This is a genomic window from Bizionia sediminis (assembly GCF_042684585.1).
In the GTDB taxonomy this organism is placed as follows: domain Bacteria; phylum Bacteroidota; class Bacteroidia; order Flavobacteriales; family Flavobacteriaceae; genus Algorimicrobium; species Algorimicrobium sediminis.
This window is the reverse complement of record NZ_JBHULS010000003.1, coordinates 70,102-87,832: the sequence shown is the minus strand read 5'-3', so window position 1 is coordinate 87,832 and position 17,731 is coordinate 70,102. Positions and strand designations below refer to the sequence as shown.

13 protein-coding genes are annotated in these 17,731 nt (G+C 37.4%); 5 read left to right on the top strand and 8 right to left on the bottom strand.

Annotation, left to right across the window (positions count from 1 at the left end):
• The first annotated feature begins 11 nt into the window (after positions 1-11).
• A complete protein-coding gene (locus tag ACFSQP_RS08440; RefSeq protein WP_376893386.1) occupies positions 12-845 on the top strand; it encodes a hypothetical protein in 834 nt (277 codons plus the stop codon).
• Here ACFSQP_RS08440 and ACFSQP_RS08435 read toward each other — a convergent pair.
• The 5 genes from ACFSQP_RS08435 to ACFSQP_RS08415 all read right to left on the bottom strand — a co-directional run bounded on the left by ACFSQP_RS08435 (position 825) and on the right by ACFSQP_RS08415 (position 6,022).
• Positions 825-1,085, bottom strand: a complete 261-nt coding sequence (locus ACFSQP_RS08435) for a hypothetical protein (RefSeq protein WP_376893384.1) — start codon at positions 1,083-1,085, stop codon at positions 825-827. The two genes, ACFSQP_RS08440 and ACFSQP_RS08435, sit on opposite strands and share 21 nt — an antisense overlap.
• Before the next feature lie 5 nt (positions 1,086-1,090).
• Positions 1,091-1,648, bottom strand: coding sequence for a sigma-70 family RNA polymerase sigma factor (locus ACFSQP_RS08430; protein ID WP_376893382.1), 558 nt, complete (start codon positions 1,646-1,648; stop codon positions 1,091-1,093).
• Between the two features lie 325 nt (positions 1,649-1,973).
• Positions 1,974-4,007, bottom strand: a complete 2,034-nt coding sequence (locus ACFSQP_RS08425; RefSeq protein ID WP_376893380.1) for a M3 family metallopeptidase — start codon at positions 4,005-4,007, stop codon at positions 1,974-1,976.
• 249 nt (positions 4,008-4,256) lie between these two features.
• Complete coding sequence (gene purE, locus ACFSQP_RS08420) at positions 4,257-4,745, bottom strand: 5-(carboxyamino)imidazole ribonucleotide mutase (RefSeq protein WP_376893378.1); 489 nt, start codon at positions 4,743-4,745, stop codon at positions 4,257-4,259.
• A gap of 119 nt (positions 4,746-4,864) precedes the next feature.
• Positions 4,865-6,022, bottom strand: a complete 1,158-nt coding sequence (locus ACFSQP_RS08415) for a 5-(carboxyamino)imidazole ribonucleotide synthase (protein ID WP_376893376.1) — start codon at positions 6,020-6,022, stop codon at positions 4,865-4,867.
• A 159-nt stretch (positions 6,023-6,181) separates the two neighbouring features.
• Between ACFSQP_RS08415 and ACFSQP_RS08410 the strand changes: the two genes are divergently transcribed.
• The 4 genes from ACFSQP_RS08410 (at position 6,182) to ACFSQP_RS08395 (ending at position 9,717) form a co-directional block, all read left to right on the top strand.
• Positions 6,182-7,294, top strand: coding sequence for an adenylate kinase (locus ACFSQP_RS08410; RefSeq protein WP_376893373.1), 1,113 nt, complete (start codon positions 6,182-6,184; stop codon positions 7,292-7,294).
• 171 nt (positions 7,295-7,465) lie between these two features.
• Positions 7,466-8,464 carry a GTPase ObgE gene (obgE, locus tag ACFSQP_RS08405; protein WP_376893371.1) on the top strand — a complete coding sequence of 333 codons (999 nt, stop codon included), beginning with the start codon at positions 7,466-7,468 and terminating at the stop codon, positions 8,462-8,464.
• Positions 8,465-8,470: 6 nt separating this feature from the next.
• Positions 8,471-9,178, top strand: coding sequence for an ion transporter (locus ACFSQP_RS08400; protein ID WP_376893369.1), 708 nt, complete (start codon positions 8,471-8,473; stop codon positions 9,176-9,178).
• A gap of 29 nt (positions 9,179-9,207) precedes the next feature.
• The gene (locus ACFSQP_RS08395) at positions 9,208-9,717 is read left to right on the top strand and encodes a DUF4136 domain-containing protein (RefSeq protein ID WP_376893366.1); all 510 of its coding nucleotides are present in this window, start codon (positions 9,208-9,210) and stop codon (positions 9,715-9,717) included.
• A 5-nt stretch (positions 9,718-9,722) separates the two neighbouring features.
• Here the strand turns inward: ACFSQP_RS08395 and ACFSQP_RS08390 are convergent, their stop codons facing one another.
• The 3 genes from ACFSQP_RS08390 to ACFSQP_RS08380 form a co-directional block, all read right to left on the bottom strand.
• Positions 9,723-11,114 (bottom strand): M64 family metallopeptidase, encoded by a 1,392-nt coding sequence (locus ACFSQP_RS08390; protein WP_376893364.1) that lies wholly within the window; start codon positions 11,112-11,114, stop codon positions 9,723-9,725.
• Positions 11,115-11,119: 5 nt separating this feature from the next.
• Complete coding sequence (locus ACFSQP_RS08385; protein WP_376893362.1) at positions 11,120-11,587, bottom strand: hypothetical protein; 468 nt, start codon at positions 11,585-11,587, stop codon at positions 11,120-11,122.
• An 83-nt stretch (positions 11,588-11,670) separates the two neighbouring features.
• Positions 11,671-17,730 carry an alpha-2-macroglobulin family protein gene (locus ACFSQP_RS08380; RefSeq protein ID WP_376893360.1) on the bottom strand — a complete coding sequence of 2,020 codons (6,060 nt, stop codon included), beginning with the start codon at positions 17,728-17,730 and terminating at the stop codon, positions 11,671-11,673.
• Position 17,731: the final 1 nt, after the last annotated feature.

Here is a 17,731-nt window from a genome sequence, read left to right as displayed (position 1 = left end):
ATTTTTGTAATATGTCCGGTTTAAAAGCTCTGTTCAATTTTTATTTAAATAGTAGTGTGCACGTGGCCTTATCGGCTGCTTCTTTAACATGGGTGAGTTACTTAAATTACGGCATTCCTGCCTCCAAAGCGGTTCTTTTTTTTGTGTTTTTTGCTACTATTGTGGGTTATAATTTTGTTAAATTTTTTGGTCTTGCTAAATTTCATCACCGCAGTTTATCCAGAGGACTTAAAAGTATTCAACTTCTTACTGTTTGTGCTATTGTTTTTGGTGGCTACTTTGCCTTTCAATTAAAATGGGCTTCTTTGCTGTATTTTTTTGGGTTTGGGATGGTAACTTTTTTGTATGCTAGTCCTTTTATTCCTGTTAAAACTACGGTTTATTATCAGCAAAATTTACGCAATTTGAGCGGCATAAAAATTTATGTTATTGCATTGGTTTGGATGGGTGTTACAGTGTTTGTACCATTGGTAACTGCTCCCGTGGCTTTGGAGTTTGCTGTGTTTTGGGCCTGCTTACAACGCTTTGTGTTTGTTTTGGCTTTAATGTTGCCTTTTGAAATGCGCGATATGCAATACGACAGTTTAAAGTTGGCAACTATTCCGCAAAAGATAGGAATTAAAAACACTAAAATTATGGGGATATTTTTAATGGCGCTTTTTTGGCTAACAACTATGGTAATGCCTTTGGCAATGCCAATAGCTACTGGTATTCAAATGGTAATTGGGTTGCTGGTTGTTTGTAGTGTGCTGTATGCAAAGCAGAACCAATCCAAATATTACAGTAGTTTCTGGGTGGAAGGAATTCCTGTTTTATGGCTGTTGTTAATGCTCGTGTTTGGATAACACTTTATTGAATTCTGTTTTAATTTGCGACCGTTCCGATTTGCTTAGGCATCTTACATTACCAGATTTAATGGTGTGGGTTAGTTTTAGGTTGCGTTGTACATAAGCGCGGGTAAAGCGGCACCAAGCCAAGCGGAGTTTTAATTTAAATTTTTCGTAACCACTAGCTTCATTGTACTGTGCTTTATCGCAAATGTGTTGCGCTTCTTCACAAGAAATAAATAAAAATCGTTTTTTCATAAATACTAATTAAACCAAGTTTTTTCCATGCATTGTGCCATAGCTGTTCGGGCTCTGTGAATGATAACCCATAAATTAGACGCTGTTATATTTAATTCATTACAAATAACTTCGGTTTCTAATCCTTCTATGGTTTTCATTTTAAAAATAAGTGCTTGTTTTTCAGGTAGTTTTTCTAGACAGCTGTAAATAGCTTCACCTAGCTCGTTGTTTTCCAAAGTATCTTCGGCGGTTTTATCGAAAGGGTCTGCTATGCGTTCCTCTAGCCAATCGCCATCCTCTGTTTCAGTGCTATTATAGGTCATGCGTACCTCTGCCTGCCCTTTTTTTGAATTTATTTTCCTGTAGTGATCAATAATTTTACGTTTCAATATGGAGATGAGCCATGTGCGCTCGCTGGCTTCACCTTTAAAATTTTTCTTGGATTTTAAGGCGGCAAAAAACGTATCTTGAACCAGGTCTTTAGCAATTTCTCTATCGCTAATACGAGCGATAGTGAAATTAAACAAGTAATCTGAGTACCTGTCGATCCATTTTTCTGGATTAATTTGATGCTTTGGCATAAACGTGTGTCTGCAGTGGTAGCAAAAGTAACTTATTTTTGTACCGCCATTAATTATTTCTTATTTCTATTCCAATTTGGGCTGCTGTGTAAGGCTTCCAACATAGCGTTATTTTTACGCTTAAATTATAGTTTTATTTTTAGTATGCAAAATTATAAACTTAATGAATGCTGTGGTGTGGCACCTATTTAAGACTTTATTACTTTATATTTTATGGTCCATACAGCTGTTTGCGTTGCCAAACACAGTGGCTTTTTTATTATTCTATTCTGTTTAAAAAAGCATTACTTGCACTTAAATTGGTTTACCAAAATACTTGTTTGTTTTATTTTTTAATTAATCCTGCTCGTTTTAATAAGGCATCTGGTTGCGGTTCTTTACCTCTAAAGCGTTTGTACAACACCATGGGATCCTCTGTTCCGCCTTGCGATAAAATATGGTTTTTAAATTTTGTAGCAGCATCGTTATCAAAAATCCCTTTTTCTTGAAAATGCTCAAAGGCATCAGCGTCCAGAACTTCAGCCCATTTGTAGCTGTAGTACCCCGAGCTGTAGCCACCTTGAAAAATATGCGAGAAAGCCGTACTCATACAATTTGTAGCTACATCTGGGAACAGTTTGGTTTGTTTAAAGGCTTCTAGTTCGTGAGCTTTAACATTGCTTATAGCTGTTGGGTCTTGTCCGTGCCAGCTCATATCCAATAAGCCAAAGCTTATTTGGCGCATGGTTTGCATACCTTCATGAAACGAGGCAGATTCTTTAATTTTTTTAATTAATGCCATTGGAATAACTTCTTGAGTTTCGTAATGCGTAGCAAAAAGTTCTAGCGCCTCTTTCTCATAACACCAGTTTTCCAATATTTGGCTAGGAAGTTCAACAAAATCCCAAAACACACTTGTTCCGGATAAACTGGGGTAAGTGGTGTTGGCCAGCATACCGTGTAGCGCATGCCCAAATTCATGAAATAAAGTGGTAACCTCGTTAAAGGTTAGTAGCGAAGGTTTGGTTTTTGTTGGTTTGGTAAAATTGCAAACAATGGAAATATGGGGTCTACTATTCTGTTCGTTTTTAACATATTGTGGCTTATAAACGGTCATCCAGGCGCCATTTCGCTTGCCAGGTCTTGGAAAGAAATCGGCATAGAGTATGGCTATATAAGTGCCTGTGGTATCGGTTACTTGGTAGGTGCGTACATCGTTATGGTAGGTGTCAATGGTGTTAATTTCTGTAAAATGTAAGCCAAATAGTTTACTAGCAATATTAAAAGCACCAGCAATTACGTTTTCTAGTTTAAAGTAGGGTTTAAGCTTTTCGTCGTCCAATTGGAAGCGTTTTTGCTTAAGCTTTTCGGCGTAGTATGCGCCATCCCATTTTTGAAGTTGTTCAATACCATCCTGCTCTTGGGCAAATTCTTGTAGCTCCTTAAACTCTTGTAATGCCGCAGGTTTGGCTTTTTCTAACAGATTGTTTAAAAACGTGTTGACCGTCTCTGGATTTTTGGCCATACGTTCTTCTAAAACAAAATGAGCGTGGGTTTTATAGCCTAATAAATTGGCGCGTTTATGCCTTAATTTAGCTATTTGCAATACCACATTTTCGTTGTTATACGCATTGTCTTGAAACCCTTTTGCACCCGCAGCTAAAGCCAGTTTTTTGCGCAATTCCCTATTTGTGGCATAGGTCATAAATGGTATGTAACTAGGATAATCTAAAGTTATTAACCACCCGTTTTTACCTTTACTTTCTGCTAGGTTGCTAGCAGCCTCTTTGGCACCTTCCGGTAAACCATCAACATCGGCCTCGTTTGTAAGGTGTAACTCAAAACTATTAGTTTCAGCTAAAACATTTTCGCCAAAGGTTAATTTTAGTTTGCTTAAGGATTTGTCTATTTCCCGCAATGTTTTTTTATCTTCTTCAGAAAGATTAGCCCCGTTTCTAGAGAAGCTTTTGTACTTTTTATCTAATAAGGTTTGCTGTTCCGTAGTTAGCTTTAGCGTTTCTTTTTTGTCGTAAATGGCTTTTATCCGCTTAAAAAGTGCTTGGTTAAGGGTAATATCATTGCTAAATTCTGCTAATAACGGCGAAACTTCTTGTGCTATTTTTTGAATGGTATCGTTGGTTTCTGCCGCATTAATATTGAAAAATATACTCGAAATACGGTCTAATTCTTCGCCCGAAAAGTCCAGAGCCTCCACAGTGTTTGTAAAGGTTGGTGGTTCTGGATTTGCGGTGATGCGCTCTATTTCGGATTTAGCTTTTTCAATAGCAATTTTAAAAGCAGGCAAATAATCGGTGTCTGAAATTTTAGAAAATGGGGCCGTTTCAAAAGGTGTTTCAAATGGTTTATTTAGTACATTCATAGGTATTATATTTTGGTGTGATAGCGTTGAATGTATTTAAAATGGATTTTAAAAACAACAAGGCTCGGTGTAAAAAGGGTAGCAGTTTTTAAAAGTTTAAATATTAACGCAATTTTATGACCAACGATTCAAATTTGTCGACAAATAATAGTATTTTTGCGACGGTTTTTTCATGAGCGCACTGCGCGTTTTGAACCATTGATTAATAGCGATAAACCTCGGCTTTTGGCCGAGGTTTATATTTTAAGACTATTTGTTGTTCAGTGTTTTAGCAGTTTCAATTACTTTTTCTTTCAATCCTTCTTTATAGGCTATTATTTTTTCTTGTATTTGGGCATCCGATGCACCTAAAATTTGGGCAGCTAAAATTCCCGCATTTTTGGCGCCATTTAAAGCTACGGTAGCTACAGGAACACCACCAGGCATTTGTAAAATAGACAAAACAGAATCCCAGCCATCAATTGAGTTGCTACTTTTTACAGGTACGCCAATAACAGGTAACGGCGATAATGAAGCAACCATGCCGGGTAAATGCGCTGCGCCACCAGCACCTGCAATTATTACCTTTATACCGCGTGTGTGCGCCTTGGAACCGTAATCGAAAAGTTTTTCTGGCGTGCGGTGAGCCGATACAATATCTACTTCCGTAGTAATGCCAAACTCCGCTAAAATAGATATGGCTTCTTGCATAACGGGTAGGTCGCTTTTGCTTCCCATAATTATTCCTATTTTACTCATAATATGCTGTAATACTTCTTTAAATTAGTGTTCGTTATTTTATAATTTTAGAGGCTGCCTAGCTTCAATATAAAAGGGTAGCAGGTCTTCTTTTAGTTTGATATTTTAACGCTTTGCGTTTACGAATGGCTAATAACCTGAATGGTGCTTTTTACCTTTTCGGCAATATTTCTAGCCTCGTTTACAGAGTTATTTACTATGGTTACATGACCCATTTTACGAAAAGGGCGGGTTTCTTTTTTGCCGTATATGTGTGGCGTTACACCGGGCATGGCCATTATGGTTTCAATGTTTTTGTAAGCAACTGGACCGGTATAATTTTCGGCACCTACTAAATTAACCATTACGCCAGCAGTTTTGTTTTCAGTATTTCCTAAAGGCAAATTTAAGATAGCGCGCAAATGTTGTTCAAATTGCGAGGTGTAACTAGCCTCTATGGTTTGATGACCAGAATTATGAGGTCTTGGCGCAACTTCATTTACCAAAATGGTATCATCTTCGGTTAAAAACATTTCAACAGCTAAAAGTCCCACATGGTTAAAAGCTTGTGAGGTTTTTAGGGCAATTTGTGTTGCTTTTTCGGCTATTTTAGGATCAATACGCGCTGGGCAAATAACGTATTCCACTTGGTTCGCTTCCGGATGAAACTCCATTTCAACCACCGGATATATGGCTGTGGCACCGTCTGGATTTCTGGCAACTGTTACCGCTAATTCTTTTTTAAAAGGAATTAAAGTTTCGGCAATACAGGCCACATTAGGGAGCTGGTTCAAATCGGTTAGTTTCCTAACCACCTTAACGCCGTTACCGTCGTAGCCAAATTGAGCGCTTTTCCAAACAAATGGCAGTTGTAAACCACCATTAGCAACAGCGTCTTTTATTTCATTGGTGTAGGCAAATCGCGAAAATGCGGCAGTAGGTATGCCATGATCTTGATAAAATAATTTTTGGGTAGCTTTGTTTTGAATAATTTGTAGTGTTTTTGCCGAAGGAAAAACAAGCACACCTTCCTGTTCTAAAGCTTCTAATGCTTGTGTATTTACATTTTCAATTTCGAAGGTTAAAACATCTACATGTTTGCCAAAATTATAAACAGCGTCATAATCCATTAAATCGCCCAAATGAAATTCGTTACAGGCAATTTTACACGGTGCTTCGGGACTGGCGTCTAGGACACTGGTGTGAATGTCGAATTTCCGCGTATCATTTAAAAGCATTTTTCCTAATTGGCCACCGCCTAAAATACCTAGTTTGAAGTTAGAAGAAAAGTAAGTCATTGGTTATAATTGTGTCTATAAGTTGGCTAGGGCTAAAAGCCTGAGGCAAAAATACAAATCCTGTAGCTGCTAAAAAATTAAAATTACAACAATATAGTTTGCATAATTCGTAAAAACCTTGTTAAATGTTTATCTTTGTAAGCCTAAAAAGAAAGACAAGTGATAAAGCTTCACGATTTATACTTTAAACCCTTTATTTCAGAACAGGAAATAGCAGCGGTTGTAGACAGGATGGTGCATGAAATAGCCACCGAATTGGGCGATGAAATACCCGTTTTTGTGGGTATTTTAAATGGGTCGTTTATGTTTGTAAGCGATTTTGTAAAGAAATATCCAAAACCCTGCGAAGTTACTTTTATAAAATTGGCCTCTTACGAAGGTGTAAAATCCACCGAGGATATTCAACGGCTAATTGGCTTAACTCAAGATTTAAGTAACCGAACCGTAGTAGTGCTGGAAGATATTATTGATTCTGGAAATACCTTGGAAGAGGTACACAGAATTTTTAAAAATGAACGCGTAAAGCAACTGCTAATTGCTACGCTGTTTTACAAGCCCGAGTCCTACAAAAAAGATTTTAAATTACATTACGTTGGCCTGGAGATACCTAATAAATTTATTGTAGGCTATGGCCTAGATTACGATGGGTTAGGCCGCGATTTACCCGAAATATACCAATTAAAAACAACACAACACATGACTAATTTAGTTCTATTTGGTCCCCCAGGAGCAGGTAAAGGAACACAGGCAGAATTTTTAAAAGAAAAGTACAGTTTAGTTCACATTTCTACAGGCGATGTGTTTCGTTTTAACATAAAGAACGAAACAGCTTTAGGCATGCTGGCAAAATCCTACATGGATAAAGGCGAATTGGTGCCAGACCAAGTTACCATCGATATGTTAAATGCCGAGGTAGAAAAAAATGCAGACGCCAAAGGTTTTATTTTCGACGGATTTCCGCGCACCAACGCACAAGCACGTGCGCTGGATGTTTTAATGGAAGAAAAAGATTCGCAAATAAATGCCATGATAGCGCTAGAAGTAGACGATGAGGTTTTGGTAAATCGCTTGTTAGAACGCGGTAAGACTAGTGGCAGGCCAGACGATGCAGACGAGAACATAATTCGAAACAGAATTAAAGAATACTATAAAAAAACGGCTGTTTTAAAAGATTATTACGCAGCTCAAAACAAGTACTTTGGTGTTAACGGCGTTGGTAGTATAGAAGACATAACACAGCGGTTAAGTACTGTAATTGATAGCATAAAATAAGGTGCCTAAAAATTTTATTTAAGGTTAATAGCACTTAAATTTAAGATACGGCAAACAATAAAGGCTAAAATAAAGTTTCCATAAATAGCCTACACAACTATTAAACCTGATAGGTATTCCAACGAAGCTATCAGGTTTGTTGTTAAAAAAAATAAACTTAAAAAGATAAATATGACTGAAGGAAATTTCGTGGATTACGTAAAACTCTATGTGTCCTCTGGAAATGGTGGCAAGGGTTCTGCACATTTACATCGTGAAAAATATATAGAAAAAGGAGGACCAGACGGCGGGGATGGTGGCCGCGGTGGTCATGTTATTATTCGTGGAAACCAAAACCTATGGACTTTATACACCTATAAATTTAAACGACATTTTAAAGCCGATCATGGTTTACACGGAGGTAAAAGCAGAAGCACAGGAGCAGACGGTGCCGATGTTTACATGGATGTGCCTTTGGGTACCGTTGTGCGTGATAAAGAAACGAACGACATTATTTTTGAAATAACACATCATGGTGAAGAAAAAATAATAGCAAAAGGCGGTATGGGTGGTCGTGGTAACTGGCATTTTAAAAGTGCCACAAACCAAACCCCGCGCTATGCACAACCTGGTATTCCTGGAGAGGAACGCGAAATTATTTTAGAATTAAAAATTTTAGCCGATGTTGGTTTGGTAGGATTTCCAAATGCCGGAAAATCAACCCTACTTTCTGTGCTTACAGCAGCAAAACCCAAAATTGCAGACTACGAGTTTACCACATTAAAACCCAATTTAGGAATTGTAGAATATCGCGACCATCAATCTTTTGTGCTTGCCGATATTCCCGGAATTATTGAGGGTGCCGCGGAAGGTCGTGGTTTGGGTCATTATTTTTTGCGCCATATAGAACGCAATTCGGTGTTGTTGTTTCTAATTCCCGCCGATGCCGATGATATTAGAAAACAGTACGATATTCTTTTGGATGAATTGAAGCGCTATAATCCTGAAATTTTAGACAAAGAACGTATTATTGCCATTTCTAAAAGCGATATGTTGGACGAGGAACTAAAAGCCGAATTAAATGAACAGCTAGAAGGCGAGCTACCGGTGGACTATATGTTTATTTCTTCTGTAGCACAGGAGGGTCTTTTGCCGCTTAAAGATAAATTGTGGCACATGTTAAAACAGTAAGTTATTATGAAACAACGTATTAAGGCGCTTGTTGAAATTAATGATAATAATGGAAGCCGGGTATTTGCGGTATGTATTCAAATACTAATATTAATTTCCATTGTTACCTTTACTCTGGAAACCATTCTTGATTTAGAACCAGAAACGCGTAAAATTTTACGAGGTATTGAAACCTTTACTGTTCTTGTTTTTACCTTGGAATACCTGTTACGCATTTATGTTGCCAATAAAAAGCTGAAATTTGTTTTTAGCTTTTTTGGTATAATAGATTTGTTAGCGATTCTGCCTTTTTACCTTGCTTTTGGTGTGGATTTACGCTCTTTACGGGCTTTACGTTTTTTAAGATTATTCCGAATTTTTAAGTTGGTTCGGTATAACCGTGCAATGAATCATTTTACTGCAGCTATTAAATCGGCTAAAGAAGAAATTTTATTATTTCTATTCATTACGCTTATTCTAATTTATTTCTCGGCTGTTGGTATTTATTACTTCGAAAACGCCGCACAGCCCGAACATTTTGCATCTATTTTCGATAGTTTATGGTGGGCCATTGTAACACTAACCACTGTAGGTTACGGCGATGTGTACCCTATAACGGTAGGCGGAAAAGTATTTACATTTTTTATTTTACTAATAGGTTTGGGTATTGTGGCAATTCCTACAGGTATTATTTCATCGGCACTAACCAAGTCTGTGGAGCCCGATTCTGAATAATTTTTGTATATTTAAAATAAAAAGTTGCCATGAAACAATTTCTTGCCCTTACTTTGGTATTGTTCCTTTCCTCATGTGGTATAATGGTTACCTACGATTATGAAAAAGGCACCGATTTTTCGCAGTATAAAACATATAATTATTTTGATAATATGCAAACGGGTTTAAGTGAACTAGATGCGAAACGCTTTTTCCAAATTTTAGATTCGCAACTCCAAAACAAAGGTTTTACACTATCTGAAACCCCCGATTTTATCATAGATGTTAAAAGTAGTAGCGCTTACAAGCCAAAACCATCTAGCTCTGTAGGCATGGGTGTTGGTAGTCATGGTGGCGGTGTATCGGTTGGTATTCCAATTGGCCAAAGTTCTGTTACGCGTAAACTAATTTTAGACTTTGTAGATGGTACCACACAACAACTATTTTGGCAGGCGGTAAGTAGTGAGCCAACCGCCCCAGAAAATTCGCCCGAAGCCCGTTCTGCCCAATTTCAAAAAGTTATTTCTAAATTATTAGAAAAGTACCCGCCAACTAAATAAGTTTTTTATTGCTTTATTAGTTTTCGGGTCGTTATCAGGGTATTTTTATTATAAATATGTACTAAATAAAAGCCCGCTGCTTGGTTGTGCAAAGTTATACTGTTGGTAGCACCAGGTTGTAACGTTGTGGTATTTAGTTGTTTGCCTTGCATAGTCGTTAGCTCTGCGCGTAAAGCTGGTAGCCTATTGCTTTTGTAGTAAATATAAATATTGTCTGCAGTAGGATTTGGGTACACAGATATATCTATACTATGCGTTTCTCCTATAATTTCTGCTATTCCTAATGTACTGGTGCTAATGGTCCATGATACCATATTGGCATGTATTGTTTCATGATTGTTAATACGTTGCATGTTGTTGGTATCTACAACTACGGCAGTAAGGGTATTGGTATCTTGCGGTAAATGGGTTTCTGTTAAGGAAACAGCGGCTGTATTATTGGCAAATACATTTCCGTTTAGAGTCCATGTGGTTTCTAAAGAATTTGGAATAGGTTCTATTAAGGACAGATTAAAATCTATGGGAAAGGCAGCTACTTCCACAGTCAAATTTTCAGGGCTTATATTAGAAATTGGCACTATTAAGTCGTGTATTTTTTCAATTATACCTTCTTTGCAAACGGCACAGAAGGGGTCGCCTAAATAGCGCATTTTACAACGCTGGTGCGGTCTGTACCATGTAGCGCAGCTTCCGCTGGTGCAGTATGGATACACCCCAACGCCGCTAGTATTTACCCAATTGGTCCATTTTACTAATGTAGGATCGGCCTGTTGTGTCATGTTTATACCTTCCTCTGCAAAATAGTCGCCTGGGTAATATTCGTCTTTTAAATTTACCAGCGAATGACCAATTTCATGAATGGCAATTTCATTAGCAGAAACGCCTGTGGAAGCTTTTGGAAAAGTTCCGCCGCTACCACCATAATAGGGCGCATTAACTAAAATAAGTGCTTGGTCGTATTCAGGAAAATTGGTAGCCAGTACTTGACTAATTAAGCTACTGTTAGGGGTGTATAAAAGTCTGTGCGATCCAAAACTATCATAAGCGCTTCCAAAAAAATTATCGACCACATGAACGGGTACATCTGCACAACCTGCATCGGTGGTTGTTTGCGGGTGGGAGGCTCCACTTTCGTTAGAAATAACCTGTATAATATGAACATTAAAATAGTTGGTATATTCCGCAAATGGCGACTGACTAAACATAGCGTCCGAGAAATTTTGGGCGTCCATCCGGAAACTGGTTTGTTCGGAAGCGGTGTAGCCATCTCCCAGAATAACCAAGTTAATATGTTTATCATTAGCGCCTGCGTTTTTTATAGTTTCCACGGTAAAGGTTTGGGAAAAAAGGATGTTTCCAACAAAAAACAGAAATAAGCTTAATTGTTTTCCAATCATGATAGCTAAAGTTTAATAGTTGATAGTGTTTGAATGGTTTGGTTGGTAATGTGTCCCATTGTTACAAATTTCACCTCTTTAGTAACGGGTATTCTAAATGTAAAATCTGTGTTGGTTTGTTCAATAAGTCGTTTTTGCAATTGGCCAGTATTGTTAACAAATTCAACCGATTTAATTAAGGGGTTTTTTATGTATAATGTGGTTATAATTTGCTGCTGCTCGTTACGTAATGTGCAAATTAAATTTCCGTTTTTGTGTAAGGATAAGTTCTGGTTAAAATCCTTTATGCGTCCTTTGGCATAAATTGTTTTAAGGTGCTTTATGCTTAAACCCGTTTCTGGAACATGCTTTACATAATAGGTTAAAAATAGCATACTATCTGTGTCTTTTTCAGGTACCAAGCCATACATTGGATTTTGCGCGGCTACATGGTTGCCAATAACTAATACTATTAGGTATAGAATAACTTTCATACAAGTAATTTAAAATGGACTATAGTGTAAAGATACAGATTAGGCCAATAATTTACAGGACAAAGAACAATTAAAGACACGGCTTAATGAGCTAAAATTCGATTTCCTTTACTATGGCTTGTAAATTCTGGTGCATACATACTCTGTATAGTGGTAATGCCATTGCTCATGTGCCCCGCGTTATTTACGCGTAAATCGTATTCGAATATATAAATTCCTTTTGGGAGATAATCGAAAAAGAAATTTGTGCTAGCGTCTTTTGTGCTTTCATAATAGCCCAAACCATGTTTCCATTTATACGAGGACAATACGTTTACAGGCTCTAATCCTGCAGCCCGCATATCTTTCATATGAATAAACTCCATATTTCTGTCGCTTTGAATAGTGATGCGTACCCGAACTAAATCGCCTACCTTTAAGGGTGTTTTTGCTGTTAGCTCTGTTAACGCCTCGCCAGTATCTGAATAGATTTTTTTATATAGTTTTTTAGATATTTGTAAGGGTGTTTTAGCTGTAGTAATCTTATCTAAATCTTCAAAATATTGCCAGTACAAGGCTCCCCAAGCCATTCCCGTACCGCTTTTGGTAATTGTAACGGTTGCCATTTCTGGTTCTATTTCCAAGGCATCCCATGTTGTTTTATAGTAACCCGTTCCCGCTTCTGTTTTTGGTATTTCTAACGTCTTTGCGGTAGTATTTTTAGGGCCTATTAAAACGGTAGCTTGGTTGTTATTCAAAACCCAGTTATTACCTTGAAGCAACAGGGCATAAACGGCATTAACTGTAGCTTTGGTGCTGGACCAATGGGTTGTTTGTTTTTGTTTTAACAACCATACTTTTAGTTTGTTAATGTCGCTATTATTTTGAGTTTGTGTCTGAATTTTTTCGCCTAGGGTGGTAAATACTTCAATTAACAAGGCTTGTGTTTCAATAGGCGCCTGGTGCCAGAGCCACGAAGCTGTATTTTCTTTCCAGTACATTCCCATTTCTGGATGGGTGATACTGGTTTCTTTTAACGACAGTAGTATTTTTTTAGCTGTTTCAGGTTTTTTCATTCGTTCTGAAATTAAAGCCATTAAGCCCTTGGCGTATAGCGATTGAGATAGCCAATATTTTTCTATCTGATTTAAATAATAATCTGTTATTTGCATCAGTTCCTTACCTTTTATAATTTCAGGAAAAAAGCTTCTCGTGTATAAATAATGGAGTTGTATGTAACTTAAATGATTGGTATCAACATTGGGGTTTTTATTGGTTTTTGCCAGAGCCTTGTAGTATTCAATAAATTCAGCATCTAAATAGGTTAAGGCTTGTTTAATGACTTGAAAGGCTTCATTGGTACTATCTATAACTTTTAAATTGTACAATTGGCCAAAACCGGCTATTATGTTTTGGGTCATAAACCTATTGTCGCGACCTCCCGAAAACCAAGGCCAAGCACCAGACGGCATTTGGTTTTGTTTTAGTTTGGATAAGGTATTGTTTAAATCGCTGGTTGTTTTATTCACATCAAATAACAAAGCCATGCGTTTTTTCTGTTCTGTTTCAGTTTGTGCATCTCGCAACCAAGGTGTTTCTTGTAAGAGGATATTTTTTAACGCGGTGTTTTTTTCTAAATCCGATACTAACGCGTTGGAATGTTGCCATTGGTTAAATACCTCCCTTATACGAGGGTTACTATTTATTAAGTTTCTAGCTAAAGCATTTGCGTAGTAACGACTAAAAGTTTGCTCATTACTTTCGTATGGATATTCTATTAAATAAGGCAGTGCTTGAACCGCATACCAGGCTGGGTTGGTGGTTAGTTCTAGTGTTAATTTATGATGTTTTAAACTAGATGATTTATGATGTCTTAATTTATTTAAAACGAACGTTTGCGTTTGGTTGGTGTTGGCCCAAATTGGTAAGGTTTCGGTAACTAGCAGGCGATTGGATAAAACAGGTAATATAGCTTGTTCGCCATCGCTATACGTACCCGATTTGGCTACTATTTTATACTGAATAGCCCCTGCCGTTTTGGGAATATGTAACAACCAGCTTACTTGGGTATTATTGTTTGCTTCAACTTCAAAAAATGTTTCAGAGCCAGCTGTTTGGCCCTGGGCTGCTAACAGAAGTTTTGCCGTAATATCTTTTCCGGTTATGGCATCGGTTAGAAGTAGTTGCGCCTGGCCTGATAATTTGGTTTTCGTTAAATTGGCAATTTTTGTTTGTAGGCGAATAGTGTCGCCCTGACGTAAAAAACGCGGAACATTTGGTATTACCATCAATTCTTTTTGGGTAACCGCTTCTAATGTTTTTACGTTGCTTTCTAAAGATTTAGTATGAGCTAGCAATTGCAATTTCCAGCTTGTAAGTGCCTCTGGGCTTGTAAAATTAAAACTGATGCTACCCGTGCTATCTGTTTGTAATTGAGGGAAGAAGAAAGCGTTTTCTTGCAGATGTTTACGTACCACAACATCAGGTAAAGCAGCGCTGTTTTCAACCGTTGTTTCGGTGGTACTGTTTGTGTTCAGTTGCTTTTCTGAATTGTCTTCCACTGCTAAAGTACTTCGTGATGACATGAGTGGCTCGCTGTCCAAAATTTCTTCTGGTGGTGCTAGTTCCAGATTATTTTGTGTAAAACCATATCCGGTCATTAAATTCAGTCCAAACCAATTTATGAAAACATGGGGTTGCTGTGGAATTTTAAAATCAAAATGATTTTTGGTAACACCTTGTGAACTTGTAATATTGAAACTATAATAGGCACTTATGGATGTTTTTGAATAATAGAGTGGTGTTTCTAAGGGATTAAAAGTCCATTTATGAGGCTTAAATTCATCTAAAGACGCATCGTACATACTGGCTAATATTTCAGCAGCTACTTTTTCGCCTTGCGGCCCCTTAATTTTAAAGGCCCATGTTTCATTGGTGCCTGGTTGTAATTTATCGCGGAATGTGCTGGTTTCAATTTGTAGCGCGGTTTTTGGGTATGGTACTGAAATTAGTTCGGTCCCAGACTCAAAACTATTAGCAAAGGCATAACTGTATTTTACTGCGAAACCACCGTAATCAGCCTTTGTAACGGGTATTTTTATCGTTTTTTTGTTGTTTTTTAGTTTGATTATATAGGTCTGTATTAGCACACCATTCTTTTCAATATCTATAGTAACGTTCAACTTTTTTGCAGCCGAGCCTATGGTAAGTAAAACAGTGTCATCGGGTTGGTAGGCATTCTTGTTGGTTGTAATTGTAAACAATTGGTTGTCTGCAACTTTTCTTGCGGTAGGACTGAATACTGTTGTTTTGGCCGTGGTGGTAACGGTTTGGCCAAACGCATCTGTGCTTTCCAAAACAATTTTATAGGCGCCCGTACGCCATGTTTTCAATTCTTCTAGCGCGATGGTTTTTGATATTTTGGTATTAAAATTGGTTTCAAAAACCAAAGCACCCTTAGGCCATAAATTTAAATCGGCCTCGTTTGAGTATGCTTCGTACGGAAATAGGTTTTTAAACTCTGTTTCCGGGAGTGTTTTATAGTCGGGGGCTGGCCAAGGTCTGTTTCGTAATACCTGTTTAGGCGCTTGTAATTTGTAAATTTTAATTTTACCGGTAGCAGGCACAAAAACACCATTTAAATTTCTAGTATCAATACTTATAGGCTCATTTTTACTTGTTTTGTTTAATTTGTTGGCAACTGAAATGGTAGCCATCATGGCGTGATAGCCAACATTTACAGTGGCCGTACTGCTTTGAGTTTCGCCATTAATATCTGTTACATTTGCTATAATTTCGTAGTTAAAAACAGGCCGTGTTTTTTTATCGATGCTACTATCTGGAATGGCTTTAAAAGTAATGTCGAAATTACCGCTTTCATTGGTACTAATTTTACCGTTGGTAATTTCTTGTTGTTTATAGGAATAAGCTGGACGGTACCAGTTTTGCCAGTTAGGAAATTGTACTTTGCGGTACACCCTATATTCTACTCGGGCATTTGTAATAGGGCTGCCACCAAAGGCTAATGCCGTTCCTGTTACAGTAACCGAGTCGTTAACTTGATACGTTTCTGACACAGGATTAAATATGGTTTTAAATTTAGGGCGTTTGTAGTCTTCTACCGAAAAATATGTATGGCCTTGCTTTAAATTGGAATTATTCATCTCTAGTGTTATTCTGAAAGTTCCTGCAAGGCCTGAATTAGGAAGTGTAAATTGACCAGTTACCGACCCAAACTGGTTGGTTTTTAAGGTTAACCGACTAATTTCTTCTGAATGGGTGTTGTATAAGACAGCCTGCGTTTCTTTATGCGGTATTACAGCCGAGGCACCGTTGGATGTTTGTATTACAATACCTTTAAAATAAACGGTTTGTCCAAGTCTGTAAATACTGCGGTCTGTAAATAAGAAACTCTCCGAACTGGCTATGTTTTGTGGCGTCTGATGTTCTGAACTTATATAAAAGGTACCAAAAGAGGCTTTTTCAGTTTTTGAACTTGCGGTAATTTCAATATTTCGCCAATTGGTTTTGGTTTTTGGAATGAAAATATGGCCTTTGGAATTGGTAATAAATGATTTTTTTTTGGTTTTACCAGAAAAATCTGTTGAGTACGTTAAGGTAACCTGTAAATTGGCAATTGGTTGCCCATTTGTTCTATCTATAAACTGGAAAATCTGCTGGTTGGGTTCCGTTTTATTTACCACCGCTATATTACTTACCTGAATGAGTTTGTGGGTTATTATGTCTTGAGGTTTTTTAGCGGTAGCAACCAATACGTAGCGACCATTTTGTAGCGGTGGCACGCTAATTTCCGAACTGTGCAATTGGTAGTCGCCCTCATTTAGCAAAGTGGTTTGCCAGCTTTTGGAAAGCGGTAAACCATTTATAAATGCTGCTTGTTTATCTGTATCGCTTAAACTTTTAAATAGGTGGTAATTGGTTTCCGTAAGCCTGAAAATTTTGAAATGTACCTGCGTTATTTCTTTATGGGTTACTAATATTTTTGTGGTTTTATGAGTAGGTATATTAGCTGCTGCTTTTACAGAAAGACTTGGTTGTTTAATTTGCTGTTGCAAAGCTTCACATTTTTTGGCCGCAAAACTATCCGGGAAATCTCTTTTAACGTCTTGGCATAGCTCATAAGCTTTTTTTAATTGCCATTGTACGTTGTTGTTCGTGTCTGGTTGGTATTCCCAACCTTGTTCGTGCCATAATTTGGCTATTTCAAAAGCATACAGTCCAGCCGCTTCGGTAGTTATAGCCAAACGCGCGTTCTGTAAAGTTTCTAAAAAATAGGTGTCTGCATCTGGAAATGTTGCGTGGTTTTTTACATACTTTAAGCGGGCAATATCAGCATCGGCAAAAGCTAATGTGTGGTTGTTTTTAGCGTGGAACAGCAAGCGTTCTTGATATATTTTTAATGCTTTAAACTGCAAGGATAAACTATCTGTTGTAGTTAGCGGGTTGGTCATAAATATGGCAGCAGGTTGTAGTAATTGGGGTGTATTTATTTCAAATTTGTACGAAGGTTGGTGCATGCTATTTTCGGCTGTTTCGTAAAATTTTAAAGCCGTGTTTGCCAGCAAATCGTATAGCGTTGGCCTAAATTGGGTAGCATTTGGTTGTGCATATAAAATCGCTTCAAAATTTGAAATGGGGGTGTTTTGTAATACCTGCTTATTTGTTAAGGACAGTTGGTACTGCAATTGTATTTCATTAAGCATCGTTTGCGAATCCCAAGTTCTGAAGTCGGTTTCGTTGCCTTTTTGTAATAGGTGTGTCCGTTCGTAATAAAGCCATCGATTTTGCTGAAAATACTGCCAATATAAACTGGCTAGCATATTTTGTAAAAGGTTTTTAGTTGGGCTTGTTGTTTCAGAAATTCTATTTTTAAAGTCTGTAATAATGTGCAGTTGCGCATGCTCTTCTAAAATTAAAATGTATTTGCTTTTGTATAATAAAGCTTTTATTGCCTGCGGATTGTTTTGTTCTGTAATAGCTTTTTGTTCAAGTACTGTTACAAGCTCTAAAGCTGTTTTTACAAGTCCATTATTATCGGCTTCTTCTATTTGAGACCAAAGTTGGCTGTAGCTGTTATAAGTGTTTTGTGCATGAGCTGAAAAAACAAATAAAACAATAAAGGTTAGTATGTTAAAATACTTCATG

Coding starts and splice junctions, on each gene's coding strand:
- ACFSQP_RS08440 (WP_376893386.1), top strand. CDS start 12: ATGTCCGGTTTAAAAGCTCTGTTCAATTTTTATTTAAATAGTAGTGTG.
- ACFSQP_RS08435 (WP_376893384.1), bottom strand. CDS start 1,085: ATGAAAAAACGATTTTTATTTATTTCTTGTGAAGAAGCGCAACACATT.
- ACFSQP_RS08430 (WP_376893382.1), bottom strand. CDS start 1,648: ATGCCAAAGCATCAAATTAATCCAGAAAAATGGATCGACAGGTACTCA.
- ACFSQP_RS08425 (WP_376893380.1), bottom strand. CDS start 4,007: ATGAATGTACTAAATAAACCATTTGAAACACCTTTTGAAACGGCCCCA.
- purE (WP_376893378.1), bottom strand. CDS start 4,745: ATGAGTAAAATAGGAATAATTATGGGAAGCAAAAGCGACCTACCCGTT.
- ACFSQP_RS08415 (WP_376893376.1), bottom strand. CDS start 6,022: ATGACTTACTTTTCTTCTAACTTCAAACTAGGTATTTTAGGCGGTGGC.
- obgE (WP_376893371.1), top strand. CDS start 7,466: ATGACTGAAGGAAATTTCGTGGATTACGTAAAACTCTATGTGTCCTCT.
- ACFSQP_RS08400 (WP_376893369.1), top strand. CDS start 8,471: ATGAAACAACGTATTAAGGCGCTTGTTGAAATTAATGATAATAATGGA.
- ACFSQP_RS08395 (WP_376893366.1), top strand. CDS start 9,208: ATGAAACAATTTCTTGCCCTTACTTTGGTATTGTTCCTTTCCTCATGT.
- ACFSQP_RS08390 (WP_376893364.1), bottom strand. CDS start 11,114: ATGATTGGAAAACAATTAAGCTTATTTCTGTTTTTTGTTGGAAACATC.
- ACFSQP_RS08385 (WP_376893362.1), bottom strand. CDS start 11,587: ATGAAAGTTATTCTATACCTAATAGTATTAGTTATTGGCAACCATGTA.
- ACFSQP_RS08380 (WP_376893360.1), bottom strand. CDS start 17,730: ATGAAGTATTTTAACATACTAACCTTTATTGTTTTATTTGTTTTTTCA.